This window comes from Collinsella sp. BA40, assembly GCF_008014645.1.
Lineage (GTDB): Bacteria > Actinomycetota > Coriobacteriia > Coriobacteriales > Coriobacteriaceae > Collinsella.
This window is the reverse complement of sequence record NZ_VOWY01000015.1, coordinates 1-20,629: the sequence shown is the minus strand read 5'-3', so window position 1 is coordinate 20,629 and position 20,629 is coordinate 1. Positions and strand designations below refer to the sequence as shown.

Here is a 20,629-nt window from a genome sequence, read left to right as displayed (position 1 = left end):
GCGGCGTGTTTGGAAGGGGCGAGCGCATGAGACCTGTTATCGTGATTCCCTCCTACTGGGCGGGGAACCATGCCGAGACCTTGTCGCCGGGCGCCTATGACCATACGACCGACCTGTTCTCGGAGGACCCTGACCTGGAACGCTGCCTGGCATCGCTCGAGCAGGTGCGCGATTGCCCGCGCATCATCGTGCTCGTGGTGTGCCCGCTTTCGGCCACGCGCGACGTGCGCTTGCGACTCGACCACATACTGGCGGCTCATACGACTCTGAATATCACGCTGGTAACGAATATCGAGGCTGCTCGCATCGCGGAACGCGTGACCGAGCTGGCGCCCCATGCCCCCGGCGAGGGCGTCTCGCTGCGCGGGTACGGCGCCATTCGCAACATGGGCTTGGCAGCGGCGGCCATCCTGGGCCACGACGCCGTGGTGTTTTTGGACGACGACGAGGTCGTCTTGGGCCCTGATTTTATGGAAACGGCGCTGTACGCCCTTGGAAACGAGACGCGGCAGCGATTGCCGATCCTGGCTAAGAGCGGATACTTCTACGATCGCTCCGGCTCGCCGCTGGCCGACACCTCTCGCGCGGGCCTGTCGCAACGTTGGTGGACCAAGCGGCTGGAGTTTAACAGGTGGATGGAGAAGGCTCTGGCCGGGACGCGCATCTCGCGTTCGAACTACGTGTGCGGCGGTTGCTTCGCCCTGCATGCGCGCGCGTTTCGGCGCGTGGCCTTCGATCCGTTCATCACGCGCGGCGAGGACCTGGATTACCTGTTCAATATGCGTCTGCAGGGTTACGACGTATGGTTCGATAACACCTGGGCCGTGAAGCATCTGCCGCCCGATCGCGGCGAGCGAAGCACGCGCTTCATGCAAAACGTCTACCGTTGGTATTACGAGCGCGCCAAGCTGTCGTTTGCTTCGCGCCAAAAGGAGTACTGCCTGGTCACGCCCGAGTCGCTCATGCCGTATCCAGGACCGTGGATATCGCATGAGCTGGACGAGCGCGTGCGCCGCACGTCGTTCGTGCGGATGCTCGTTTCGAGCGATCATGTGGGATATTGGCGCATCTGGCGCTCGGGGTGCGAGGAAGCCGAGCGCTACGCATGCGATAACGCTGGCAGATATCTGAAGTTCCAAAGCTTTTGGCCGAGTATCATGGATGGGTTGTGGAACGATCCCATCTTGGCCGACCTGTTGGAGCATGCATGAAAGCAAACAAAGAGAGAATCGCCCGCGTAGAAGGGGCGTCATCGACGGTGCGGCTCACCCCGTTCTTCAGCGCGCTCGCCGTTGCCTGCGCGTCGCTGCTGCTGCTGTACTTCATCTACGAGCTCATGGGCGGTCACGACGTTCTGGTCACGCTGGCCTCCAGCGTGCTGCTGTGCATCCTGCTGGTGATGTTTCTCTACCTGTGCATCAATCCCGATACGCTGCGCTCGCAGTACGCGGAGCAAACGCTTGCCATCGCCTCGGATATGCTCGAGGACATCCGCGACGGCCTGACGCCCGAAAGCGCCGAGGCCATCTGCCGGCGCCTGCTTCCCGAGACGCATGCGATCACCGTGGCGGTGACCGATCGGGAGCGCGTGCTGGCGTGCGTGGGCTCCTATGCCGATAAGTTTCCCACGGGCTCGTCGATACACACGCCCGCGACGCGCTACGCGCTCGACCACGGGCTCGTGCAGTCGTTTACCAACGCGCCGTCCATCCATCGCGAAGAAGGGGAGCCCTGGCGCGTCCCCGCGGGCATCATCGCACCGCTCAAGGTGCGCGGCGTGTCGGTGGGCACGCTCAAGTTCTACTTCAGCTCGCCGCGTGCGATCGACCGTACGCAGTATGCCCTGGTATCGGGATTTGCCGAGTTGATTTCTACGCAGCTCGCCACGCACGAGCTCGAGCGCCAAGACGAGCTTACGGCTCGCGCCGAGCTGCGCGCCCTGCAGGCGCAGATCAACCCGCACTTCCTCTTCAACACCCTGAACACCATCGCGTCGCTTACGCGCACCGATCCGCTGCGCGCCCGCGAACTGCTGCGCGAGTTCGCCTCGTTCTACCGCTCGACGTTGGATAATTCCGGCTCCCTGATCCCGGTTTCGAGGGAGATCATGCAGACGCGCCGCTATCTCATGTTCGAGAAGGCGCGCTTCGGCGAGGAGCGCATCATCGAGACCATGGACATCGACGAATCGGTGGAGGAGGCGCCGGTCCCGGCGTTCATCATCCAGCCGCTGGTCGAGAACGCCGTGCGCCATGCCATGAAGGACGAGGGCGCCTTGCATATCACGGTGAGCGTTCAGCCCGACAAGGACGATGCGCTGTGCATCAAGGTGATCGATGACGGCGCCGGCATGGATGCCGAGACCGCTGCCCGCCTGTTCAACGAGTCGCTGCCCAAGCCGGACAACGCTGCGCCGCAGGGCGGGGGAGCCGGTGTGGCGACCCGCAACATCTCCGAGCGCATCAAGCGCTTCTACGGGCCTCGATCCACGGTCGAGGTGACGTCGCAGCCTGGCTGCGGCACCACGATCGCGCTGCATCTGGATTTGCAGCAAAGCATCTTCGAGCAAGGCTCCATGAAGGGGTAGAATAAGAAAATATGAGTCTCGCGGGCGCAAGTCGCGGGACTCTGTATGGTTTAAAACAGTGAAAGGGATAGTTGTATGCTGCGTGCCATGATCGTTGACGACGAAGCACCCGCCCGTTCCGAGCTGCGATTCCTGCTCGAGCAGACAGGCAAAATCGGATCGATCAGTGAGGCCTCGAGCGTTCGCGCCGCCATTGAAATGCTCATGGAGAATCGCGTCGACGTGGTGTTCCTGGATATCTCTATGCCGGGCGCTTCGGGCTTGCAGCTCGCCGAGGCCCTGCATAAGCTCAAGAACCCGCCCGCGGTGGTTTTTGTGACGGCCTATAGTGACCATGCCGTGGAGGCGTTCGAGGTCGATGCGACCGACTACCTCATGAAGCCCGTCGAGGAGGCGCGTCTGGACCAGGCTATCGCTAAGGTCCTCACGCGCGTGAAGCCCATGATGGATGGCAGTAAGAGCTCCATCGAGCGCATCCCGGTGGAGAAGGGCGGCCGCAAGGTTCTTATCCCGGTTGACCAGATCCGCTACATCATGGCCAAGGACGACTACTCCTGCATCTTTACCGAAGACGACCGCTATCTGTCCACCACGTCGTTGGCGCAGTTCGAGTCCAAGCTCGGCGAGTTTGGTTTCTTCCGCGTGCACCGTCGCTATATCGTGAACCTGGCGAACGTGGAGGATGTCGAGACGGTGCTGTCCGGCGCGATCCAGCTGGGCGTCTCGGGCGTCGAGGACCGCATCCCCGTGTCCCGTCGCCGCGTGGTGCCGCTGAAGAAGGCGCTCAACCTGTAGGTCGCCGGGAGAAGGGAAGCAAGATGGACGCCAGCGCACGCCGCGTCGATATCGTATCGGACACCCATGGGCACCTGTCTGAAGAGCTCCTGGCCCAGCTCGAGGGCGCGGATCTTATCGTCCACGCGGGCGATATGACGTCCGAGATGGATTTCGAGCATTTGCAGCAGATCGCACCCGTACGTGCCGTGCTGGGCAACAACGACTACTTCTTCGATTATGGTGCAGGCGTGGAGCGCCTGATCCGTTTCGAATACGAGGGCGTGACCTTCACGGTTTCTCATTATCGTCGCGATCTTCCCCGTGATTGCACGGGCATCGCCGTGTTCGGGCATTCCCATGTTCCGGTGATCGAAGAGAAGCGCGGCGCGGTGTTCGTGAATCCCGGCTCGCCCACCTTTCCGCGGTCCGAGCACGGCGCGACCATGGCGCGCGCCTGGCTGTCGCAGGGCTCGCTGCTATCGATGGAGATCATCAAGCTGTAGCGCCGTGCAGCGCTCTGACTGGATCGGCGGGGCGGGTAAAATAATTTAAAATTGTTGTTGTGTTTCCCGTTCCCATCTGCGTATAATAGCTCTCGCAGCAGCACACGCTGTTGGGGAGTTAGCTCAGTTGGTTAGAGCGCCGGCCTGTCACGTCGGAGGTCGCGGGTTCGAGTCCCGTACTTCCCGCCATTTGCTTGTAAAGCCCCGCTTCGGCGGGGCTTTTTCTTTATCAGTTGCTTGAATCCTGCATCAGGTCGTCGCTTCGGAATGGAGCGATGGGGCGCGCCTTGGAACGTGTGTCGATCGTGGCCGCGTGCCAAGGGCTTGCGAATTGCGGAGGAGCCTGTACCCAAGCCGCATCTTCGGCTTCCATATCGAGCAGCTGGGAACGTGACGTAGCTCTCTATGATATCTCCATAAGATAGGTGTTGTGTTTCCCGTTCCCATCTGCGTATAATAGCTCTTGCAGCAGCACGCGCTGTTGGGGAGTTAGCTCAGTTGGTTAGAGCGCCGGCCTGTCACGTCGGAGGTCGCGGGTTCGAGTCCCGTACTTCCCGCCATTTGCTTGTAAAGCCCCGCTTCGGCGGGGCTTTTTGCTTAAGAAGGCACGTTGCGACGCCATTCTATTCATTATAGAGGCATCAAAGCGCGACTTTTTACAGTTTATCCTGTATGGGGTGTGCGTCTGAGCATCGGCGATCCCAGCGAGGGAACAGGGTTGTCCTGGGATAAAAACGGTCACCTACCTGCCTATTCTGTTTTTTTATGTTGCCAACTGAATAGGCGCTGGCAATTGTTTGTAACAGCTGTTTATATACGATTCATTGTGATAGAGTACTCGTTATGTATGCGTAAGGTACCTTGTACGCATATGGAAGACCCTTCGGAATCCCCGGATCATCGGGGCGTGTCCTGTTAGAACGAGGAGCAGAGATGAACATCTCCCGCAAGACCGACTACGCTCTCCGCATGCTGGCCATGCTGGTGCAGAGCGACGGCGGTCTTCTTTCTGTCCGTACTGCCGCCGAGGCGGTTGACGTTCCCTACTCATTTGCTCGCTCCATTCAGCATGGCCTGGTGCAGGCAGGTATCGTCGAGAGCCTGCGAGGCGTCCATGGCGGTATGCGCCTCAAGCTCGACCCGACGGAGGTCACCATCCGTGCGATCGTCGAGGCCATCCAGGGGCCGCTGGTTATGAATGATTGCACCGCGCTGGATGGCGAGTGCGCGCGCATGGGCTTCTGCTGCTATCATCCCATCTGGATGGGTGCCCAGGCGTTGATTCACAGCTATCTCGATTCCGTTACGCTCGACGATGTTGTGAACTGTCGCGTAAGCCCCGCCGTCGACCCCATGTTTGCCGATCGCGACCGGTTTGCCGAGTACGCATCATGCGGCGAGGCATGCAAGAAGGCCAAGTAAGCGCTTGGCGTCTTGGCTCCTCGTCCACACCAGCGAGGAGATCAATATGAATGAACCGACGAACCCCTTTCGCGCACATGTACGAGCGGAGGGGGTTCGCCTGTATCGCGACCTTCCGTGGCGCGATACGCGCGATCCGTATGCCATCTGGATCTCGGAGGTCATGCTGCAGCAGACGCAGGTACCGCGCGTCCTGACGCGCTGGGAGGAGTGGCTGGAGCGGTTTCCCAGCGTATTCGCCCTGGCGGAGGCCCCGGTGGGCGACGTGCTCGCAGCGTGGCAGGGAATGGGCTACAACCGTCGTGCGCTGGCATTGAAATCTGCTGCCGAAACGCTCGTGGAGTCATATGACGGCGTCTTCCCCTGCGATGTGAAGGAGCTGTGCGCTCTGCCGGGGATAGGGCCCGCGACGGCGCAGGGTATCCGCTCGTTCGCCTTCGACCTGCCCGGGGTGTATCTGGAGACGAACGTGCGAACGGTCTTCCTGCATCATTTCTTCCCCGATGTTCCCGCCGTGCCCGATCGCGAGCTCGTGCCGCAGATCGTCCGGGCCTGCCCGGGGCCGCCGGAGGATGGGTGGGCCGAGCCCGTGGATGCCGAAGATACGCCGCGCTCGTGGTATTACGCGCTGCTGGATTACGGCGCGCACCTCAAGAAGACGGTTCCCAACCCATCGCGCCGGTCCAAGAGCTATACCAGGCAGTCGAAGTTCGAGGGCTCGCGTCGCCAGAAACGAGCCCATCTGGTTCGCGTGTTGCTGGGCGCTCGCGAGGCGGGTGCGCCGGCGCTGTCCCTGGACGAGCTGGCGGCGTCGCTCAACGAGTCCGAGGCGGCATCTGCGCGCCCGGCGGTCGCTCGCGACGAGGTGCGGTCTATTGTGGACGAGCTTGCACGCGAGGGCTTCTGCCGGGAGGTGTCACCCGACGCCTGGCGCATCGGTTCATGAGCGATGGGGGATGGATGTGCGAGCTGCATGGAGCGTTAGCCGCGCGCGCGAGCGGGTATAGATGGTTCGAGCGCATCGGGCGCTCGCGCATGGTGGTCGCCGCGTTTCGCCCCGGCCGTGTTGCCATGCGGCATCGTTGGTAGAGAGGACCTTTGGTATGGACTTCGAGAACTCGCAAACTAAGAAGAACCTCGAGACCGCTTTCGCCGGTGAGTCGCAGGCGCATACGAAGTACCGCTATTATGCTTCCAAGGCGAAGAAGGACGGTTACGTGCAGATCTCCGACATCTTCATGGAGACCGCGCTGAACGAGTCCGAGCACGCGAAGCTTTGGTTCAAATACCTGCACGGCGGCGAGGTACCGGGCACGCTCGACAACCTGCTGGATGCCGCGTCGGGTGAGAACTACGAGTGGACCACCATGTACGATGAGTTTGCAAAGACCGCCGATGAGGAGGGCTTTAAGGATATCGCCGCTAAATTCCGCGGCGTGGGCGCCGTTGAGAAGGCCCACGAGGAGCGCTATCGCAAGCTGGCCGAGCGCGTGGAAGCGGGCGAGGTCTTCGAGCGCGAGGGCGTGAAGGTGTGGAAGTGCCTGAACTGCGGCCATCTCCATGTTGGTCCCGCTGCCCCCGAGCTGTGCCCCGTGTGCGCCCATCCGAAGGCGTATTTCGAGGAGCAGGTCGTTAACTACTAATGAGCGCATCGCGCAACCAGGGTTGTAATCTTGGTTGCGTGCGGGCGATTCGATGGAAGACGCCACCGTCGTGGGCTTTGTGCGGCAACGACGGCGGCGCCTTTGCGTATAGGGGCGCGCCGGGCTACAAGCGCGCGGTGCAACTGCAATGGGAGATGAGAGACGAGGGGGAAAGCCGAGATGCGCGACAGCATAGAGCTCGTGGCGACGTGCGATGCGGCCTATCTGCAACCGCTGCGGCGCACGGTGGTCTCGTGCGTTATCAACAATCCAGGTGAGACCTTTAGGCTCCATGTGCTGCACAGCACCATAGATGCTGGAAATCTGGCCGCTATGGACGCGTTTTGCGCAGCGGTGGGCGTGCGCTTCGAGGCGCATGCCATCGAGCGGGCGGCATTCGAGGGGGCGCGCTCGAGCAAGCGCTATCCCCAGGAAATGTACTATCGCATGCTGGCCGCCCATGTGCTGGATGATATCGACGGGCGCCTCCTCTATCTTGATCCCGACATATTGGTGATCAATCCGCTGCGTCCCCTGATCGAGACGGACCTGAAGGGCCGGGCGTTCGCCGCGGCCTCGCATCTCGATGCCATCCATCCCGTGACCGGGCTCAACCGCATCCGCCTCGACACGAAGGGCGCGTACTTCAACACGGGCGTGATCTTGATGGATGCGCCGGCGGCCCGACGCGTGGTCGATCCGGCGGAGCTCATGGCGTTCGCGGGCGAGCACGACGCCGAGATCGTCTTTCCCGACCAGGATATCTTCAACGCGCTCTACGGCGACCAGACCGTGGAGGTTCCCGATAACCTGTGGAACTACGACGCACGCAAATACACGGATTACCTGGTGCGCACCGGTGGCACGAGCACGATGGCATGGGTGATGGAGCATACGGGCATCCTGCACTATTGCGGGCGCGACAAACCGTGGAACCCGGGCTACCGCGGTCGTTTCGACGCGCTGTACAAGAACTACATGTCGATCGCCGCGCGCGCGGATGCGCGCGCGTGCGGCGAAAGGGGAGGCTGTGGACAATAAGAAGATGAGGGACGCCATGTTCCTCGTGGCGTTCGGCGTGCTGTTGTATGTGGGCATGACGCACCTGTCGGTGGTGTTCGACGCGCTGTCGAAGGTGGCGCAGCTGTTGCTGCCCGTGCTCATCGGCGCGATCTTCGCCTTCGTGCTCAACGTGCCCATGTCGGGTCTCGAGCGCATGTTCAACCAGCTGGGCGACAGGCTGGGCCGCGAGTTTCCCGTAGGGCCGGTGCGCCTGTTGAGCCTGCTCATCACGCTGGCCGGCATCGTCTTGGCGTTTGTGGGCGCGGTGGCGCTGGTGATCCCCGAGCTCATCGAATCGGGCCGCACCATCATTCCGCTCGCGCAGCAAAAGATCCCGGAGTGGATCGCGTTCGCCGAGGAAAGCGGCGTCGACCTGTCGGGCTTGGTCAAGCAGCTGAGCGACCTTGAGAGTTCCGGCGCCATGGATGCGCCGTCGTTCGTGGGTTCGGCGACGGCTCTGGCTAAGTCGACGATCTTGACGGCTGGCAACATGATGCTGGGCATGGTGATCGCCATCTACTTGCTGCTGGGAAAGCACACGTTCTCGCGCCAGGCGCTCATGATCGCCCAGGCCAACCTGCCCGAGTCGGTGGTGAACAAGATTCGCTTCGCGGGCAATCTCGCGTGCGAGACCTATGCGAAGTTTCTTTCCGGTCAGTTCGTCGAGGCCATCATCTTGAGCTGCCTCATGTATACGACGTTCAAGCTGTTCGGCCTGCCATACGCGGGCATCACCGCCTACCTCACCGGCCTATGCGCGTTCGTGCCCTATGTGGGCGCGCTCCTCTCGGGAGCTGCGGGCGTGGTGCTCACGCTGCTTGCCAATCCCTTGCAGGCGCCGGTGTGCCTGGTGGTATATCTGGCGACGCAGTTCGTGGAGAACCAGTTTATCTATCCGCGCGTCGTAGGCGGTTCGGTGGGTCTGGCGCCCATGTGGGCCCTGCTGGCCGCGCTGGTGGGCGGCAAGCTTTTCGGCGTCATCGGCATCGTGTTCTTCATCCCGCTGGCGTCGGTCATCTATACGCTGGTGCGCGACGACACCAAGATGAAGCTCGCGCGCAAGGCGGCATAAGGCCTGCCTCCCGGTCATCTCTTCTGCATGGAAGCGCCCGTGCCCGGCCCGCATGTGCGGGAAGGGCGCGGGCGCTTCGTGCGTTTGCGGCTATGTTGCCCGATGTGGGCGCGGCGTCTGGTGCTCGTGCCTATGGTCGAACGAGGCGCTGCGGGTGGTATTCGCCTGCGTTTCGCGGCGCCACGTGAGGTGCGACGCGCCGCCCGCAGGCGGGCGTGCGGTTCCAGGGAGGTGGAGCGATGGGAATCGATCAGCGGGTCCGGGATGCGACGCTGGCCGAGCGCCTCGTGGCGCACGGTTTTTCTCGCAGGGAGTTTCTTGCCTATTGCGGTGGCCTTGCCGTGATGCTGGGGTTTTCCAGTACGGCGGCGCCGAAGATCGCCGAGGCGTTGGAGGCACGGGGCAAGACGGGGAGGCTACTGCCCGTTATCTGGATGGAGGGCGGGTCGTGCTCGGGGTGCACCGAGGCGCTCGCGCAGGCGGGCTCGCCCGATATTGGCGAGCTCGTGCTGGAGAGCATCTCGCTCAACTACAGCGAGACCCTGTCGGCGGCGGCCGGACGCTCGCTGGAGCAGGTGCGGCGCGAAACCATCGAGGCGGGCGGCTACCTGCTTATCTACGAGGGCGCGGTGCCAACCGCGTTCGACGGCAACGTGCTGGCCGTCGGCGGCGTGAAGGGCATCGACTCGCTTATGGCCGCGGCCGAGCGCGCCGACGCGGTGGTGGCGCTGGGGTCGTGCGCGTGCGACGGCGGATGGATGGCAGCCCGGCCCAACGACGCGCATGCGATGGGCGTGCAGCGCTATCTGCTTGAGCAGGGTATCGAGACGCCCGTCGTCAACATTCCCTGCTGCCCGGCTAATCCGGAATGGCTGATCGCCGTGATCGTGGAGTATGCGCTCACGGGACGCTTGCCGCGGCTCGACACGAAGAGCCGTCCGGCAGCGCTGTTCGGGCAGACCGTGCACGACAACTGCCCTCGGCGCGGGCATTTCGAAAACGGGGAGTTCGTCTACCGGTTCGGCAGCGCGGAGGAAGAAAAGGGATATTGCCTGTATCCGCTGGGCTGCCGCGGACCGCAGACGTTTTCGACCTGTCCGGTCACGAGGTGGAACCGTTCGGTTTCGTGGTGCGTCGAGGCGGGCGCTCCATGCATCGGGTGCGGCGTGATCAACCCCATGGACCCCAAGCGCAACTGGGTGGACGAGAGCGCGCCGTTCCGCAAGCGGCATCGCGATCTGACGTTGGGCGATTTTCAATTCCAGCCGCCGGCGGCCGCCCTGGCCTGCACGGGGCTGATCTGCGCAGCGCTGTCGGTTCACGCGGTGGGCATGAAGCTCGCGGGCCGTGTGGACGGCGGAGCGGATTTCGAGGCCGAGCGGCGCTGGGACGTGAAGCACGGTACCGAGGCGGCGCATGAGGCCGGCGAGCGGGCTGCGAGGTTGTACGACGAGCTGGATGCGCGTGGCTTGGAGCCCAAGAACATCGATCGCATGAAGAAGAAGCGCGCCGAGCGTCGGGCTGCCCGCGAGGCCGCCCAGGCGCACGTGGAGGAGTCGAGCAAGAAGGAAGGCGATGAGTGATGGCGCATTCCGTCGTCGATCCGGTATCCAGGATCGAGGGGCACCTTTCTATCGAGATGGAGGTTGAGGGCGGCGCGGTGTCCAAGGCCTGGGTGTGCGGCAACCTGTATCGCGGGCTTGAGAACGCCCTGGTGGGGCACACGCCCTATGATGCGGCGCTCATCTCCGAGCGCATCTGCGGCATCTGCCCGGTGTCGCATGCGCACACCTCGTGCTTCGTCGCCGAGGACGCCTACGGCATCCGGATCCCCGAAGCGGCGCGCCTCGTGCGCAACATCGCCGAGGGCGCCCAGATCCTGCATTCGACCATCCTGTGGTTCTACAATCTCGCCGGCTTGGACTATATCAACCCGCTCGGGGCGCTCGAGGCGAGCGCGGCCGATGCGTGCGACGTGTGCCGGCGCTACGGCACGTCGGGCGCGGATTTCGAAAGCCTGCTCGGTCGGTTGCGCACGTTCGCCGCGGGCGGCCAGCTCTCCATCTTCACGGGCAACTGGTTCGACTGCCTCGACGTCGATGGGGCGCCCGCGTACAAGCTGTCGCCTGCCGAGAACCTGGTTGCCACGGCGCATTACTTCGAGGGTATCGAGAACCAGGCGAAGGCGTCGCAGATATGCGCGATCATCGGCGGCAAGATGCCCCATGTGATGACGGCGATTCCGGGCGGCACCTCATTCGTGCCCACGACCGATCAGCTCGACGATATCGTCTTTCGCGTGCGGGAGCTCAAGTCCTGGATACGCGCTACGATGATCCCCGACCTCTATATGCTCGTTGAGCGCTATCCGCGGATCAAGGGCATGGGGCGCGGCCCCGGGCGCTTCATATCGTTCGGCGTGCTCGATGATGCGAGCCGGGAGCTCAACCGTCGGTACCTGCCTGCGGGCATGGTGGTGCTTGCGTCCGATGGGCGCCTCGCCATCTCAGACGTGGACGCGTCGCTCATCACCGAGGATACCGCTCATGCGTTTTACGAGAACCATGCCCCGCTCCGCCCCGAAGACGGCGTGACGGCGCCGTTGTGGCCGCGCGATGGCAAGAATCTGGATGACAAATACACCTGGGTGAAGGCGCCGCGCTACGACGGCGCGTCGTACGAGGCCGGCGGCATCGCCCGCATGATGGCCGCCTACGCTCGCAACGTGGAGCCCGTGGTGACGCGCGTCGACGAGGCGCTGGCAAAGACCGGCTTGCCCTTGGGTGATTTCGACTGCGTGGCGGGTCGCATGATCGCCCGCGTGCTCGAGACCGATTACGTCTGCGACGTGATGGAGCAGAACGCCGAAGAGCTCGCGGCTTTGATAGGTGCGGGCAAGGCCGAATACCATGTGGAGCCCGCGCGCACGACGGGTACGGGCCTGGGGCTTTGGGAGGCGCCGCGCGGGGCGTTGCTCCATACCGAGCGGGTGGAGAACGACGTCGTGACGCACTATCAGGAGATCATCCCCTCCACGTGGAACCTGTCTCCCGCCGATTGGCGCGGCCGCCCCGGGTCGCTCGAGGAGATGCTGCTGGGTACGCCGGTGGCCGATATCGACCGCCCGCTCGATGCCGTGCGCGTCGTGCACAGCGTGGACCCGTGCACCGCGTGCGCGTGCCATGTGACGGAGCCCGGGACGGGCAGGACGTTTCGCATGGTCGCATCCCCCTGGGGGGTGAGGTAGATGGCGCATATGGCGCATTACCGCGAGGCGCATCCGTTCGCGTGCGTGGTGACGCACTGGGTGAACCTCGTCGCGATGGCCTTCCTCATCCCGACTGGCTTCTACGTGCATTATCCGCTGTTCGGCGGCGTGATGTCGCTGGCGCGCGGGCTGCATCTGTTCTTCGGCATCGTGTTACTGGCGAACTGCCTGGTGCGCATCGTGCTCGCGTTCGTCATCAAGAGCGCTCCGGCGCCCGGTACGCGCGAGGTGGTGCCCGATTACAAGACCTGGCTGCCGCAGCGCGACAACAGGCACCAGCTGTGGGCGTGGGTCAGCTATTACCTGTTCCTGCGCCGCGAGCACCCCATCGCGGCCAAGCTGGGCGTTCCGCAGAAGATCGTGTACCTGCTCATTCCGGCCATGATCTTCTTTACCGGCTATACGGGGCTGTGCCTGTGGAGCCCCACCGCCTCGTGGCCGATCTGCGTGGCGGGCCTGGATTTCTTCGGCGGCGCCATGAACGTGCGCATCCTGCATTACCTCATGATGTGGGCGTTTTTGGCGTTCATGTGCATCCACGTGTACCTGTCGCTGATCGAGGGCGCGACGCCGGCGGCGCTGATCTTCTTCTGGAGGGAGGCCCCCGGCTTGGTGTACGACCCTGCGACCATGAACAACGTGGGGTTCGATGGCATGGGGCGCAAGCCGGATTATGGCGAGACCTTCAAGGGGGAGAGGGCCGTCGATGAGCGGCGCGGCTGAGCCGCCGTACGTGGGCGTGGTCTGCGTTGGCAACGAATACCGGCAAGACGATGGATTCGGTCCCGCCGTCGCCCGCTATCTGCGGGAGTGCTACCGGTTTCGGCCGGGCGTGATGGTGATGGATCGCGCGGTGGCGGGTTTCGATATCGTGCCGGAGCTGCTGGACCTCGATGCCGTGGTGCTGGTCGACGCCCTGGACGGCACGGGTGCCCCGCCGGGCACGGTGTTTGCCTTCGGGCCGCAGGACATGGCGGTGGGCGGCTTGGTGGCATCGCTGCGCGAGGTGCGCTTCGCGGACGTGCTGGCCGCGGCGCGCTTCATGGGGGCGGCGTGCGCGGGGCGCTGCTTCGGCGTGCAGGTGGCCGATAGGGGGTCGGGCGCGCTGGAGCGCGGGCTGAGTCCCGTGGTGGCGGCCGCGGTGCCTCCCACGGCGCGCGCGGTGGCGCGGTACCTGGATGCGGAGTGGGATGCGCGGCCGCGGCGCCGTGGCGAGATGTTGGGGCACGGGGCCGATCCTGTAGGGGAAGCGGGTCGTTTCTGTTAGTGAAAATGAACAACAACGCCTCTTGACCAGGCATGTTGTTGGGTGCATGCTGAATATCCCTCTCTTCGATTGAGCCTCCGGCAAAGGAGGCCGTATGAGCTTGTTTATAGAATCCGCGCAGCGCGCCGCCCGTAGGCGCGACGTGGTGGCGGGGTGGAATCGCGATGCGGGCGCGCGCCATGCGGACGATGGACTCGATCTGGACGAGGCGCCGGGCTACGAGGCTGCATCCGGCCCCGCCCGCGCTCCTCGCGGCGGCGGGGCTGCGGTCGCCGCGTTGACGCATACGGCGCCGGCGGCTTCGGAGGCGTATTCCACGGCGCAGGAGGCCTATCGCGATGCGCTCGCATACGACAAGCAGCGCTCTCGTTCGCGTAAGCGCTGGGCGGTCGCGCGGATCGCGATGATCGCGGTGCTCACGCCCTTGGCTCTCGTCCTGCTGTTTCTTGCGGCTTATGCCACTACCTGCATCGTGAACGGAGCGACGCCCGAGGAGCTCGTCGGGCTCATGGGGCAGCTGTTCGAGCGCATGGCGGTGTTCGCCGGCCAGGTGCTGGGGCGGGCCGTCTCGTGACGTCCGCCGCCTCGCTTCGGCTCGCGCATGCGGGCATGCCGCGTCGTCGCCCGTCCGTCGTTCGCGGGGGATTATTATGGCATGCGGGAAACGAGTGCGAGCGGCGGGGGCCGTGGCCACGGCATGCGTGTTAGGCTGTGGTCGTGCTGCGCCGCGCATGGGGGCGTAGCGCGAAGCGAGATTGAAAGGAGCGCTCGTCCATGGACGGTTTGGCGTTGATCATTGTGGGAATCGCCGCCGCGGTGGCCGCGGTGTGCGCGGCGTTCGCGCTGGGCGAGGTTCGTCGTGCGAGCCGCGCTGCCTCGCGTCGCATGCAGGAGCTCGAGGTTCGGATGGGCGCGCTCGAGGCGTCGATATCCGATGCGCGCTCGGTCTTGGGGGCGCTATCGCAGTGGGCGGTGGGCGATTCCGCGGCAAGCCAGCAGCGGCACGACGCCATGATGCGCGAGTTCTCCGTGCTGTCGGGTTCGATGGATGCGCTGCGCCGCGATACGGCCGAGCGCCTGGAGAAGAGCCGCGATACGGTGGATGCGCGCTTGGGCGAGGTCCGGACGGTGGTGGAGCGGCAGCTGGGGTCGATTCGCGAGGATAACCAGCAACAGCTCGATCGCATGCGCGAGACGGTCGACGAGAAGCTCACGCGCACGCTGAACGACCGCCTGTCGACCTCGTTCAAGCAGGTGAGCGACCAGCTCGAGGCGGTCTATACCGGCCTGGGCGACATGCGCAACATCGCCGCGGGCGTGGGCGACCTCAAGCGCGTCCTGTCCAACGTCAAGACGCGCGGGATTCTGGGCGAGGTACAGCTGGGCGCGATCCTGGCCGATATCCTCTCGCCCGATCAGTACGCGCAGAATATCGCCACCAAGCCCGATGGCTCCGAGCGCGTCGAGTTTGCAGTCAAGCTGCCGGTCGACGGCGGAGAGCCCGTCTGGCTGCCCATCGATTCGAAATTCCCGGGCGATACCTACGAGCATCTGCGCGAGGCTATAGAGGCGGGCGACGCCGCGGCGATTGAGCAGGCGCGCCGGGCGTTGGAGCAGCGCATCAAGGCCGAGGCGCGCGACATATCCGAGAAATACCTCTCGGTGCCCGCCACCACGAACTTCGGCATTCTGTTCCTGCCGTTCGAAGGCCTGTACGCCGAGGTCGTGGACAGGCCCGGCCTCATCGAGGCCGTGCAGCGTGACTACCAGGTAAACGTCGCCGGTCCCTCGACGATGGCGGCCATCCTCAACAGTTTGCAGATGAGCTACCAGACGTTCGCCTTCCAGAAGCGCGCCGACGAGATCCAGCGCGTGCTCGCCGCGGTGAAGGCCGAGTTCCCGCGCTATCAGGCCGAGCTGCGCCGCGCGCGCAAGCAGATCGAGACCGCGGGCAAGACCGTGGACGGCATCATCACCACGCGCACCAACGTGATCGAGCGCAAGCTGCGAGCGGTAACGGCGCTCGAGGATGCACGGGAGGCGGCGGATGTGATCGGCTACGACGCGATGCTGCCGGGCGAGGAAGACGACGACTGCTAACGGCGCCCCGGCGCCGAGGATGAGGGGAAGGGGAACGCGATGCCACGAGAGAAGAACGCGGTTAAGACCGAGCGGGCCATCGAGGTGTGCCGCCGCCTGAACGAGCGCTACGGTCCCGTGGAGTGCTTTCTTGACCATACGAACCCGTTTCGCCTGGTCATCTCGGTACTGCTGTCGGCTCAGACTACGGATGCCCAGGTAAACAAGGTAACGCCCGCGTTGTTCGAGCGCTGGCCCACGCCCGAGGCGATGGCGGGCGCGACTCCTGCCGAGGTGGCGGAGGTCATCAAATCCCTGGGTTTCTATAAGACGAAGGCGAAGCATTGCGTGGAGGCCGCGCAGATGATCGTGGCCGATTACGGCGGCCAGGTGCCGGCAAGCATGAAGGAGCTCGTCAAGTTGCCCGGCGTGGGTCGGAAGACCGCCAACATCGTGCTCAACGTGAGCTTCGGTATCGTCGATGGCATCGCAGTGGACACGCATGTGAACCGCATCGCGCACCGGTTGAAGCTCTCGCCGAAAACGCATGAGAAGGAGCCGCTCAAGACCGAGCAGGACCTACTCAAGATCTTGCCGCGCGAATACTGGAACGACGTGAACCACCAGTGGATCATGCTGGGGCGCGAGATCTGCGATGCCCGTAAGCCCCGTTGCGGTGAATGCCCCCTTGCGGATATCTGCCCCAGCGCGCGCATGGAGTAGGGTGGCACTGCGCGTGCTGGGGTAGAATAGCTCGCAGAACACACTCGTGCGTCGACCCGTCCATATCGCTTGGGCGGGTTTTCGGCGTATATGCTATGTGAACGGAGGCACGCGTGCTCATTCATCGCATCGCTGCGCAGCTGTATACCGCCGAGGGCCCGAAGGTGATCGAGGAGGCATTGGAGCGGGGCGAGGACGCTACGCTCGCCGTATCCCAATCGGGCCGCACCCTCATGGTCGCGGCGCAGTTTGCGCGTCGCCCGCGCCCCACGGTCTATATCGTTTCCGGCGAGGATTCAGCCGACCGCGCGTATCGCTCGCTCGCGGCTTATCTGGGGCTCGAGTATGTTGCTCGATTCCCCGAGCGCTCCGATTATCCCTGGAAAGACACTGCGCCCGACGATGCCGTGGTGGCGGCGCGCTGCGCGGCCCTTGGTCGCGTAGCCCGCGGGGAACCGTGCGTGATGGTGGCCTCGGCGCGTTCGCTGCTGCGCTGCGTGCCGCCGCGTGAGAGCCGCTATTGGTCCTCGACGCGCTTCTCCGTGGGTGCCGAGGTGCCGTTCGACGAGGTGTCCCGCATGCTGGTCGGCATGGGCTATACGAGTTCCGAGGCGGCCGACGCCCCGGGTCTGTTCTGGGTGCACGGCGACGCCGTGGACGTCTACCCCGCCCAGGCAACGGCTCCCGTGCGCATCGAGTTCTTCGGCGACGAGATCGACCGCATACGCCGCATGGTGGCTTCGACGGGCCAGACCATCGGCGACGAGGACGCTGTGGAGATCTATCCTTGTCGCGAGCTGGCGCTGACCGATGACGCGGTGAAGCACATCAGCGCGGCGCTGTATCTGCCCGCGCAAAACGATACCGCGCTCGCGGCGATGCTCGATTTGGCGCAGCAGCGCATCGTGACCCCCGAGCTCGATCGCTATCTGCCGCTGCTGTACGAGCGGACTGAGAGCCCGTTGGCGCACCTGTCCGAGGACGCGCTCGTCATCCTGTCGGAGCCGCGCTCGTTGTTCGACGATTGCATGCGCGCATACGAGGATCTGGAGCGCCGTGCCGGGGAAGCGAAGGTGGCGCGCCTCGACGGGCTGTACGTGCGTCCGCAGGAGCTCGATTTCGGCCGCCAGCAGCGCCTGAACTACGTGAGTCTGATCCGCGCCGGCGGCGCGGTGACGGCGGAGCTCAAGCTCGAGCAACCCGCGCTGGCGGGCTCGGACAACCGGTTCATATCGCGCATCCAGGAGGTGGTGAACAACCGCTATGCGGTGCTGTTCGCCATCCCCGACCGCGGCGCCCGCGAATCGATGGAGCTGAGCTTCACCGATGTGTCCATTCCGTTCGAGGAGTCCCTGCAGGCCGATCCCGATAACGCGGGCGGATTCGGCGCGGACGCCCCGGCCGTGGAGCTTGCGAGCGTGTCGCGCCGACGCGCCGACGCGCTGAACCGACGCGGCTTGGAGGAGGGGGCCGCCGGTCCGACCGTTCCCACCATCACGCGCGGCCGCGTGACGTTCATCGACGCGCCCCTGCCCGCCGGCACGGTGGTGCCCGAGGCGCATCTGGCGGTTTTCTCGCTGGCCGACCTCAACGCGCGCATGGACGCCAAGCGCGCTCGCGGCCGGGCGCGCCGCCGCGTCGACGTCACCGAGGTGACCTTCCCCTTCAAGCCGGGCGATTACGTCGTCCATGCCACGCACGGCATTGCCCTGTTCGCCGAGATCGTGCGGCAGGAGGTGGCGGGTCGCGAGCGCGATTACTTCCTTTTGGAATATGCCGATGGAGACAAGCTCTATGTTCCGCTCGAGCAGGTCGACCGCATTACGCGCTACGTGGGCCCCGATGGGTCCAACCCGCGCCTCACGCGCCTGAACACGGCCGATTGGAGCCGCGCGACGAACAAGGCCCGCAAGAGCGCCAAGAAGTTGGCGTTCGACCTGGTGGACCTCTATACGCGCCGCTCGTCGATCACCGGGTACGCGTTCGGTCCCGATACGCCCGACCAGGTGGAGATGGAGGAGAGCTTCCCGTACGAGCCCACGCATGACCAGCTCGATGCCATCGCCGACATCAAGGGCGATATGGAGAGCACCAAGCCCATGGACCGCCTGCTATGCGGCGACGTGGGATTCGGCAAGACCGAGGTGGCCCTGCGTGCGGCCTTCAAGTGCGTGACCGGCGGCCGCCAGGTCATGGTGCTCTGCCCCACCACGATTCTCGCCCAGCAGCATTTCGAGACGTTCTTCGAGCGCTTCGCCCCGTTCGGCGCGGAGGTCGAGGTGCTCAGCCGCTTCCGCACGCCGGCGCAGCAGCGCCGGGCCCTCGCCGCGTTCGCGGAAGGCAAGGTGGACGTGCTGGTGGGCACGCATCGCCTGCTGTCGTCCGATGTGAATCCGCACGACCTGGGGCTTGTCATCATCGACGAGGAGCAGCGGTTCGGCGTCCAGCATAAAGAGCAGCTCAAGAACATCCGCGAACAGATCGACGTGCTCACGCTTTCGGCGACCCCCATTCCGCGCACCATGCAGATGGCGCTTTCGGGGGTGCGCGATATGAGCCTCATCACCACGCCTCCCACGGGTAGGCGTCCGGTGAGCGTGCACGTGGGCGAGTACGATCCCGATGTGGTCTCGGCGGCCATCCGCTTGGAGATGGGGCGCGGCGGCCAGGTGTACTACGTGTCGAACCGCGTGAAGACCATCGAGGACGCGGTGGAGCGCGTGCACGAGGCGGCGCCCGAGGCCCGTGTGGGCGTGGCGCACGGCAAGATGAGCCCGCGCGAGGTCGAGGATGTGATGGTACAGTTTGCCACCGGCAAGATCGACGTGCTCGTGGCCACGACCATCATCGAGAGCGGCATCGACAACCCGCACTCCAACACGCTGATCATCGAGGACTCGCAGCGCCTGGGCCTGGCGCAACTGTACCAGCTCAAGGGGCGCGTCGGGCGCTCCGCAACGCAGGCCTACGCGTACTTCATGTTTCCGGGCGAGCTGCCCCTCACCGAGGAGGCTACGGAGCGCTTGATGGCGCTCTCGGAGTTCCAGGATCTGGGCAGCGGCATGCGTATCGCCATGCGCGACCTGGAGATTCGCGGAGCGGGCTCGCTGGTTGGCGCCGAGCAGCACGGTAACCTGTCGAGCGTGGGCTTCGACCTGTTCACGCAGATGCTGGGGCAGGCGGTTGCCGAGGCGCGCGGCGAGGGCGGCGCCGATGTGGAGGAATCGGGTGCGACGATCAACCTGCCGGCCGATTTCTTCCTAAGCGAGGAGTACCTGCCGGCGGTGGACAAGCGCGTGATGGTGTATCGCAAGCTGGCGGCGGCCGACGGGCTCTCCGTGGTGGATGCGGTGCAGGAGGAGTGCGAGAACGAGCATGGCGAGCTGCCGCAGGCGGCGGCGAACCTGTTCGACCGCGCGCGCATCCGCATTCGCGCCGAGCGCCTGGGCCTGGAGAGCGTGGCGCTCACGCAGGGGCGCCTGGTGTTCCAGGGGATCGACGTGCCCAAGGCTGTCGCATTCGAGCTCAAGGGGCAGCTGGGGGCTATCAACTATCCCAAGAGCCGCAAGTTTACCGTGCCGTATCGCTCGGGTGCTGGCGTGGGGTCGGGCGTTGGGCGCGGCATCGACGCAAGCGACGAGAGCATGACGTGCGTCCAGGCCGCGTTGGGCCTGCTTGTGCGCTTGGGCGCATCGGGTGATGACGATTAGCGACTAAGGCCGCCTTGAACCGCCTCTCCTTTCTCATGGCCAAGAAAGGGGAGGCGGTTTTCTTTGAAGCGGGATCGAAAACGAGTTCTTTCGAGCCATCCCCCTCGGAGCGGGGCGCAAGAGCAGGCTTTTTCGAGCTCTCCCCCTCGAAGTGAGGAGAAAAATCAGCTCCCTTCGAGCCCTCCCCCTCGAAGTGAGTTGATTTTTTCGAAGGGGGCGAGTAGACCCCTGTTGGGGGAGCGCCTCACCTGGGGTTTTCTTGCAAATTGCAGCGGGATATCGGGCGCCTCTCGATTTTTCCACTCACTTCGGGGGTGCCAGGTTGTTTTAGTCCGTCGACCCCTCGAAGTGAGTGGAAATGCGGCAGGTTTCTGCGGTCGGAGGTGGTGTCTGCCGCCACGCGGCCGTGTCCTCATTGGACGGCGCCGTCGTTCCTCGCTGTCGATCGTCAGGGGCTAGCTGTTAAGTGCCAAGACGTTGTTTACATCTCGATGGTGACAAATAGGGAGGGCTCCC

Annotated in this window: 17 protein-coding genes and 2 tRNA genes; all 19 read left to right on the top strand. The window is 64.4% G+C overall.

Annotated features, from left to right (window positions below):
- The first annotated feature begins 26 nt into the window (after positions 1-26).
- The 19 genes from E4J93_RS07035 to mfd all read left to right on the top strand — a co-directional run bounded on the left by E4J93_RS07035 (position 27) and on the right by mfd (position 20,113).
- Positions 27-1,211: a glycosyltransferase gene (locus E4J93_RS07035; protein WP_147588759.1), complete on the top strand. Its 1,185-nt coding sequence runs from the start codon at positions 27-29 to the stop codon at positions 1,209-1,211.
- A complete protein-coding gene (locus tag E4J93_RS07030) occupies positions 1,208-2,587 on the top strand; it encodes a histidine kinase (protein ID WP_187231652.1) in 1,380 nt (459 codons plus the stop codon). Before E4J93_RS07035 ends, E4J93_RS07030 begins: the two co-directional genes overlap by 4 nt.
- A gap of 75 nt (positions 2,588-2,662) precedes the next feature.
- Entirely contained in the window at positions 2,663-3,382 is a 720-nt protein-coding gene (locus E4J93_RS07025; RefSeq protein WP_147588758.1) for a LytTR family DNA-binding domain-containing protein, read from the top strand.
- Between the two features lie 23 nt (positions 3,383-3,405).
- A complete protein-coding gene (locus E4J93_RS07020; protein ID WP_147588757.1) occupies positions 3,406-3,867 on the top strand; it encodes a metallophosphoesterase family protein in 462 nt (153 codons plus the stop codon).
- Between the two features lie 112 nt (positions 3,868-3,979).
- A tRNA-Asp gene (locus E4J93_RS07015) sits at positions 3,980-4,056 on the top strand.
- A gap of 294 nt (positions 4,057-4,350) precedes the next feature.
- A tRNA-Asp gene (locus E4J93_RS07010) sits at positions 4,351-4,427 on the top strand.
- A gap of 373 nt (positions 4,428-4,800) precedes the next feature.
- The gene (locus E4J93_RS07005) at positions 4,801-5,289 is read left to right on the top strand and encodes an Rrf2 family transcriptional regulator (RefSeq protein WP_147588756.1); all 489 of its coding nucleotides are present in this window, start codon (positions 4,801-4,803) and stop codon (positions 5,287-5,289) included.
- Between the two features lie 46 nt (positions 5,290-5,335).
- Positions 5,336-6,235: a helix-hairpin-helix domain-containing protein gene (locus tag E4J93_RS07000; RefSeq protein WP_147588755.1), complete on the top strand. Its 900-nt coding sequence runs from the start codon at positions 5,336-5,338 to the stop codon at positions 6,233-6,235.
- A 157-nt stretch (positions 6,236-6,392) separates the two neighbouring features.
- Complete coding sequence (gene rbr / locus E4J93_RS06995; RefSeq protein ID WP_147588754.1) at positions 6,393-6,932, top strand: rubrerythrin; 540 nt, start codon at positions 6,393-6,395, stop codon at positions 6,930-6,932.
- A gap of 180 nt (positions 6,933-7,112) precedes the next feature.
- Positions 7,113-7,973: a glycosyltransferase family 8 protein gene (locus E4J93_RS06990; RefSeq protein WP_147588753.1), complete on the top strand. Its 861-nt coding sequence runs from the start codon at positions 7,113-7,115 to the stop codon at positions 7,971-7,973.
- Positions 7,963-9,066 (top strand): AI-2E family transporter, encoded by a 1,104-nt coding sequence (locus E4J93_RS06985; RefSeq protein ID WP_187231651.1) that lies wholly within the window; start codon positions 7,963-7,965, stop codon positions 9,064-9,066. Before E4J93_RS06990 ends, E4J93_RS06985 begins: the two co-directional genes overlap by 11 nt.
- 239 nt (positions 9,067-9,305) lie before the next feature.
- Positions 9,306-10,649 (top strand): hydrogenase small subunit, encoded by a 1,344-nt coding sequence (locus E4J93_RS06980; RefSeq protein ID WP_147588751.1) that lies wholly within the window; start codon positions 9,306-9,308, stop codon positions 10,647-10,649.
- Positions 10,649-12,313, top strand: a complete 1,665-nt coding sequence (locus tag E4J93_RS06975) for a nickel-dependent hydrogenase large subunit (protein ID WP_147588750.1) — start codon at positions 10,649-10,651, stop codon at positions 12,311-12,313. Before E4J93_RS06980 ends, E4J93_RS06975 begins: the two co-directional genes overlap by 1 nt.
- Before the next feature lie 9 nt (positions 12,314-12,322).
- Positions 12,323-13,057 carry a cytochrome b/b6 domain-containing protein gene (locus tag E4J93_RS06970; RefSeq protein WP_255431961.1) on the top strand — a complete coding sequence of 245 codons (735 nt, stop codon included), beginning with the start codon at positions 12,323-12,325 and terminating at the stop codon, positions 13,055-13,057.
- Entirely contained in the window at positions 13,041-13,601 is a 561-nt protein-coding gene (locus E4J93_RS06965; RefSeq protein ID WP_187231650.1) for a hydrogenase maturation protease, read from the top strand. Before E4J93_RS06970 ends, E4J93_RS06965 begins: the two co-directional genes overlap by 17 nt.
- Before the next feature lie 94 nt (positions 13,602-13,695).
- The gene (locus E4J93_RS06960; RefSeq protein ID WP_147588747.1) at positions 13,696-14,175 is read left to right on the top strand and encodes a hypothetical protein; all 480 of its coding nucleotides are present in this window, start codon (positions 13,696-13,698) and stop codon (positions 14,173-14,175) included.
- A 200-nt stretch (positions 14,176-14,375) separates the two neighbouring features.
- On the top strand, positions 14,376-15,701 hold the full coding sequence (locus E4J93_RS06955; protein WP_147588746.1) for a DNA recombination protein RmuC: 1,326 nt from the start codon (positions 14,376-14,378) through the stop codon (positions 15,699-15,701).
- A gap of 39 nt (positions 15,702-15,740) precedes the next feature.
- On the top strand, positions 15,741-16,403 hold the full coding sequence (gene nth / locus E4J93_RS06950; protein WP_147588745.1) for an endonuclease III: 663 nt from the start codon (positions 15,741-15,743) through the stop codon (positions 16,401-16,403).
- A gap of 113 nt (positions 16,404-16,516) precedes the next feature.
- Positions 16,517-20,113 carry a transcription-repair coupling factor gene (gene mfd, locus E4J93_RS06945; protein WP_147588744.1) on the top strand — a complete coding sequence of 1,199 codons (3,597 nt, stop codon included), beginning with the start codon at positions 16,517-16,519 and terminating at the stop codon, positions 20,111-20,113.
- Positions 20,114-20,629: the final 516 nt, after the last annotated feature.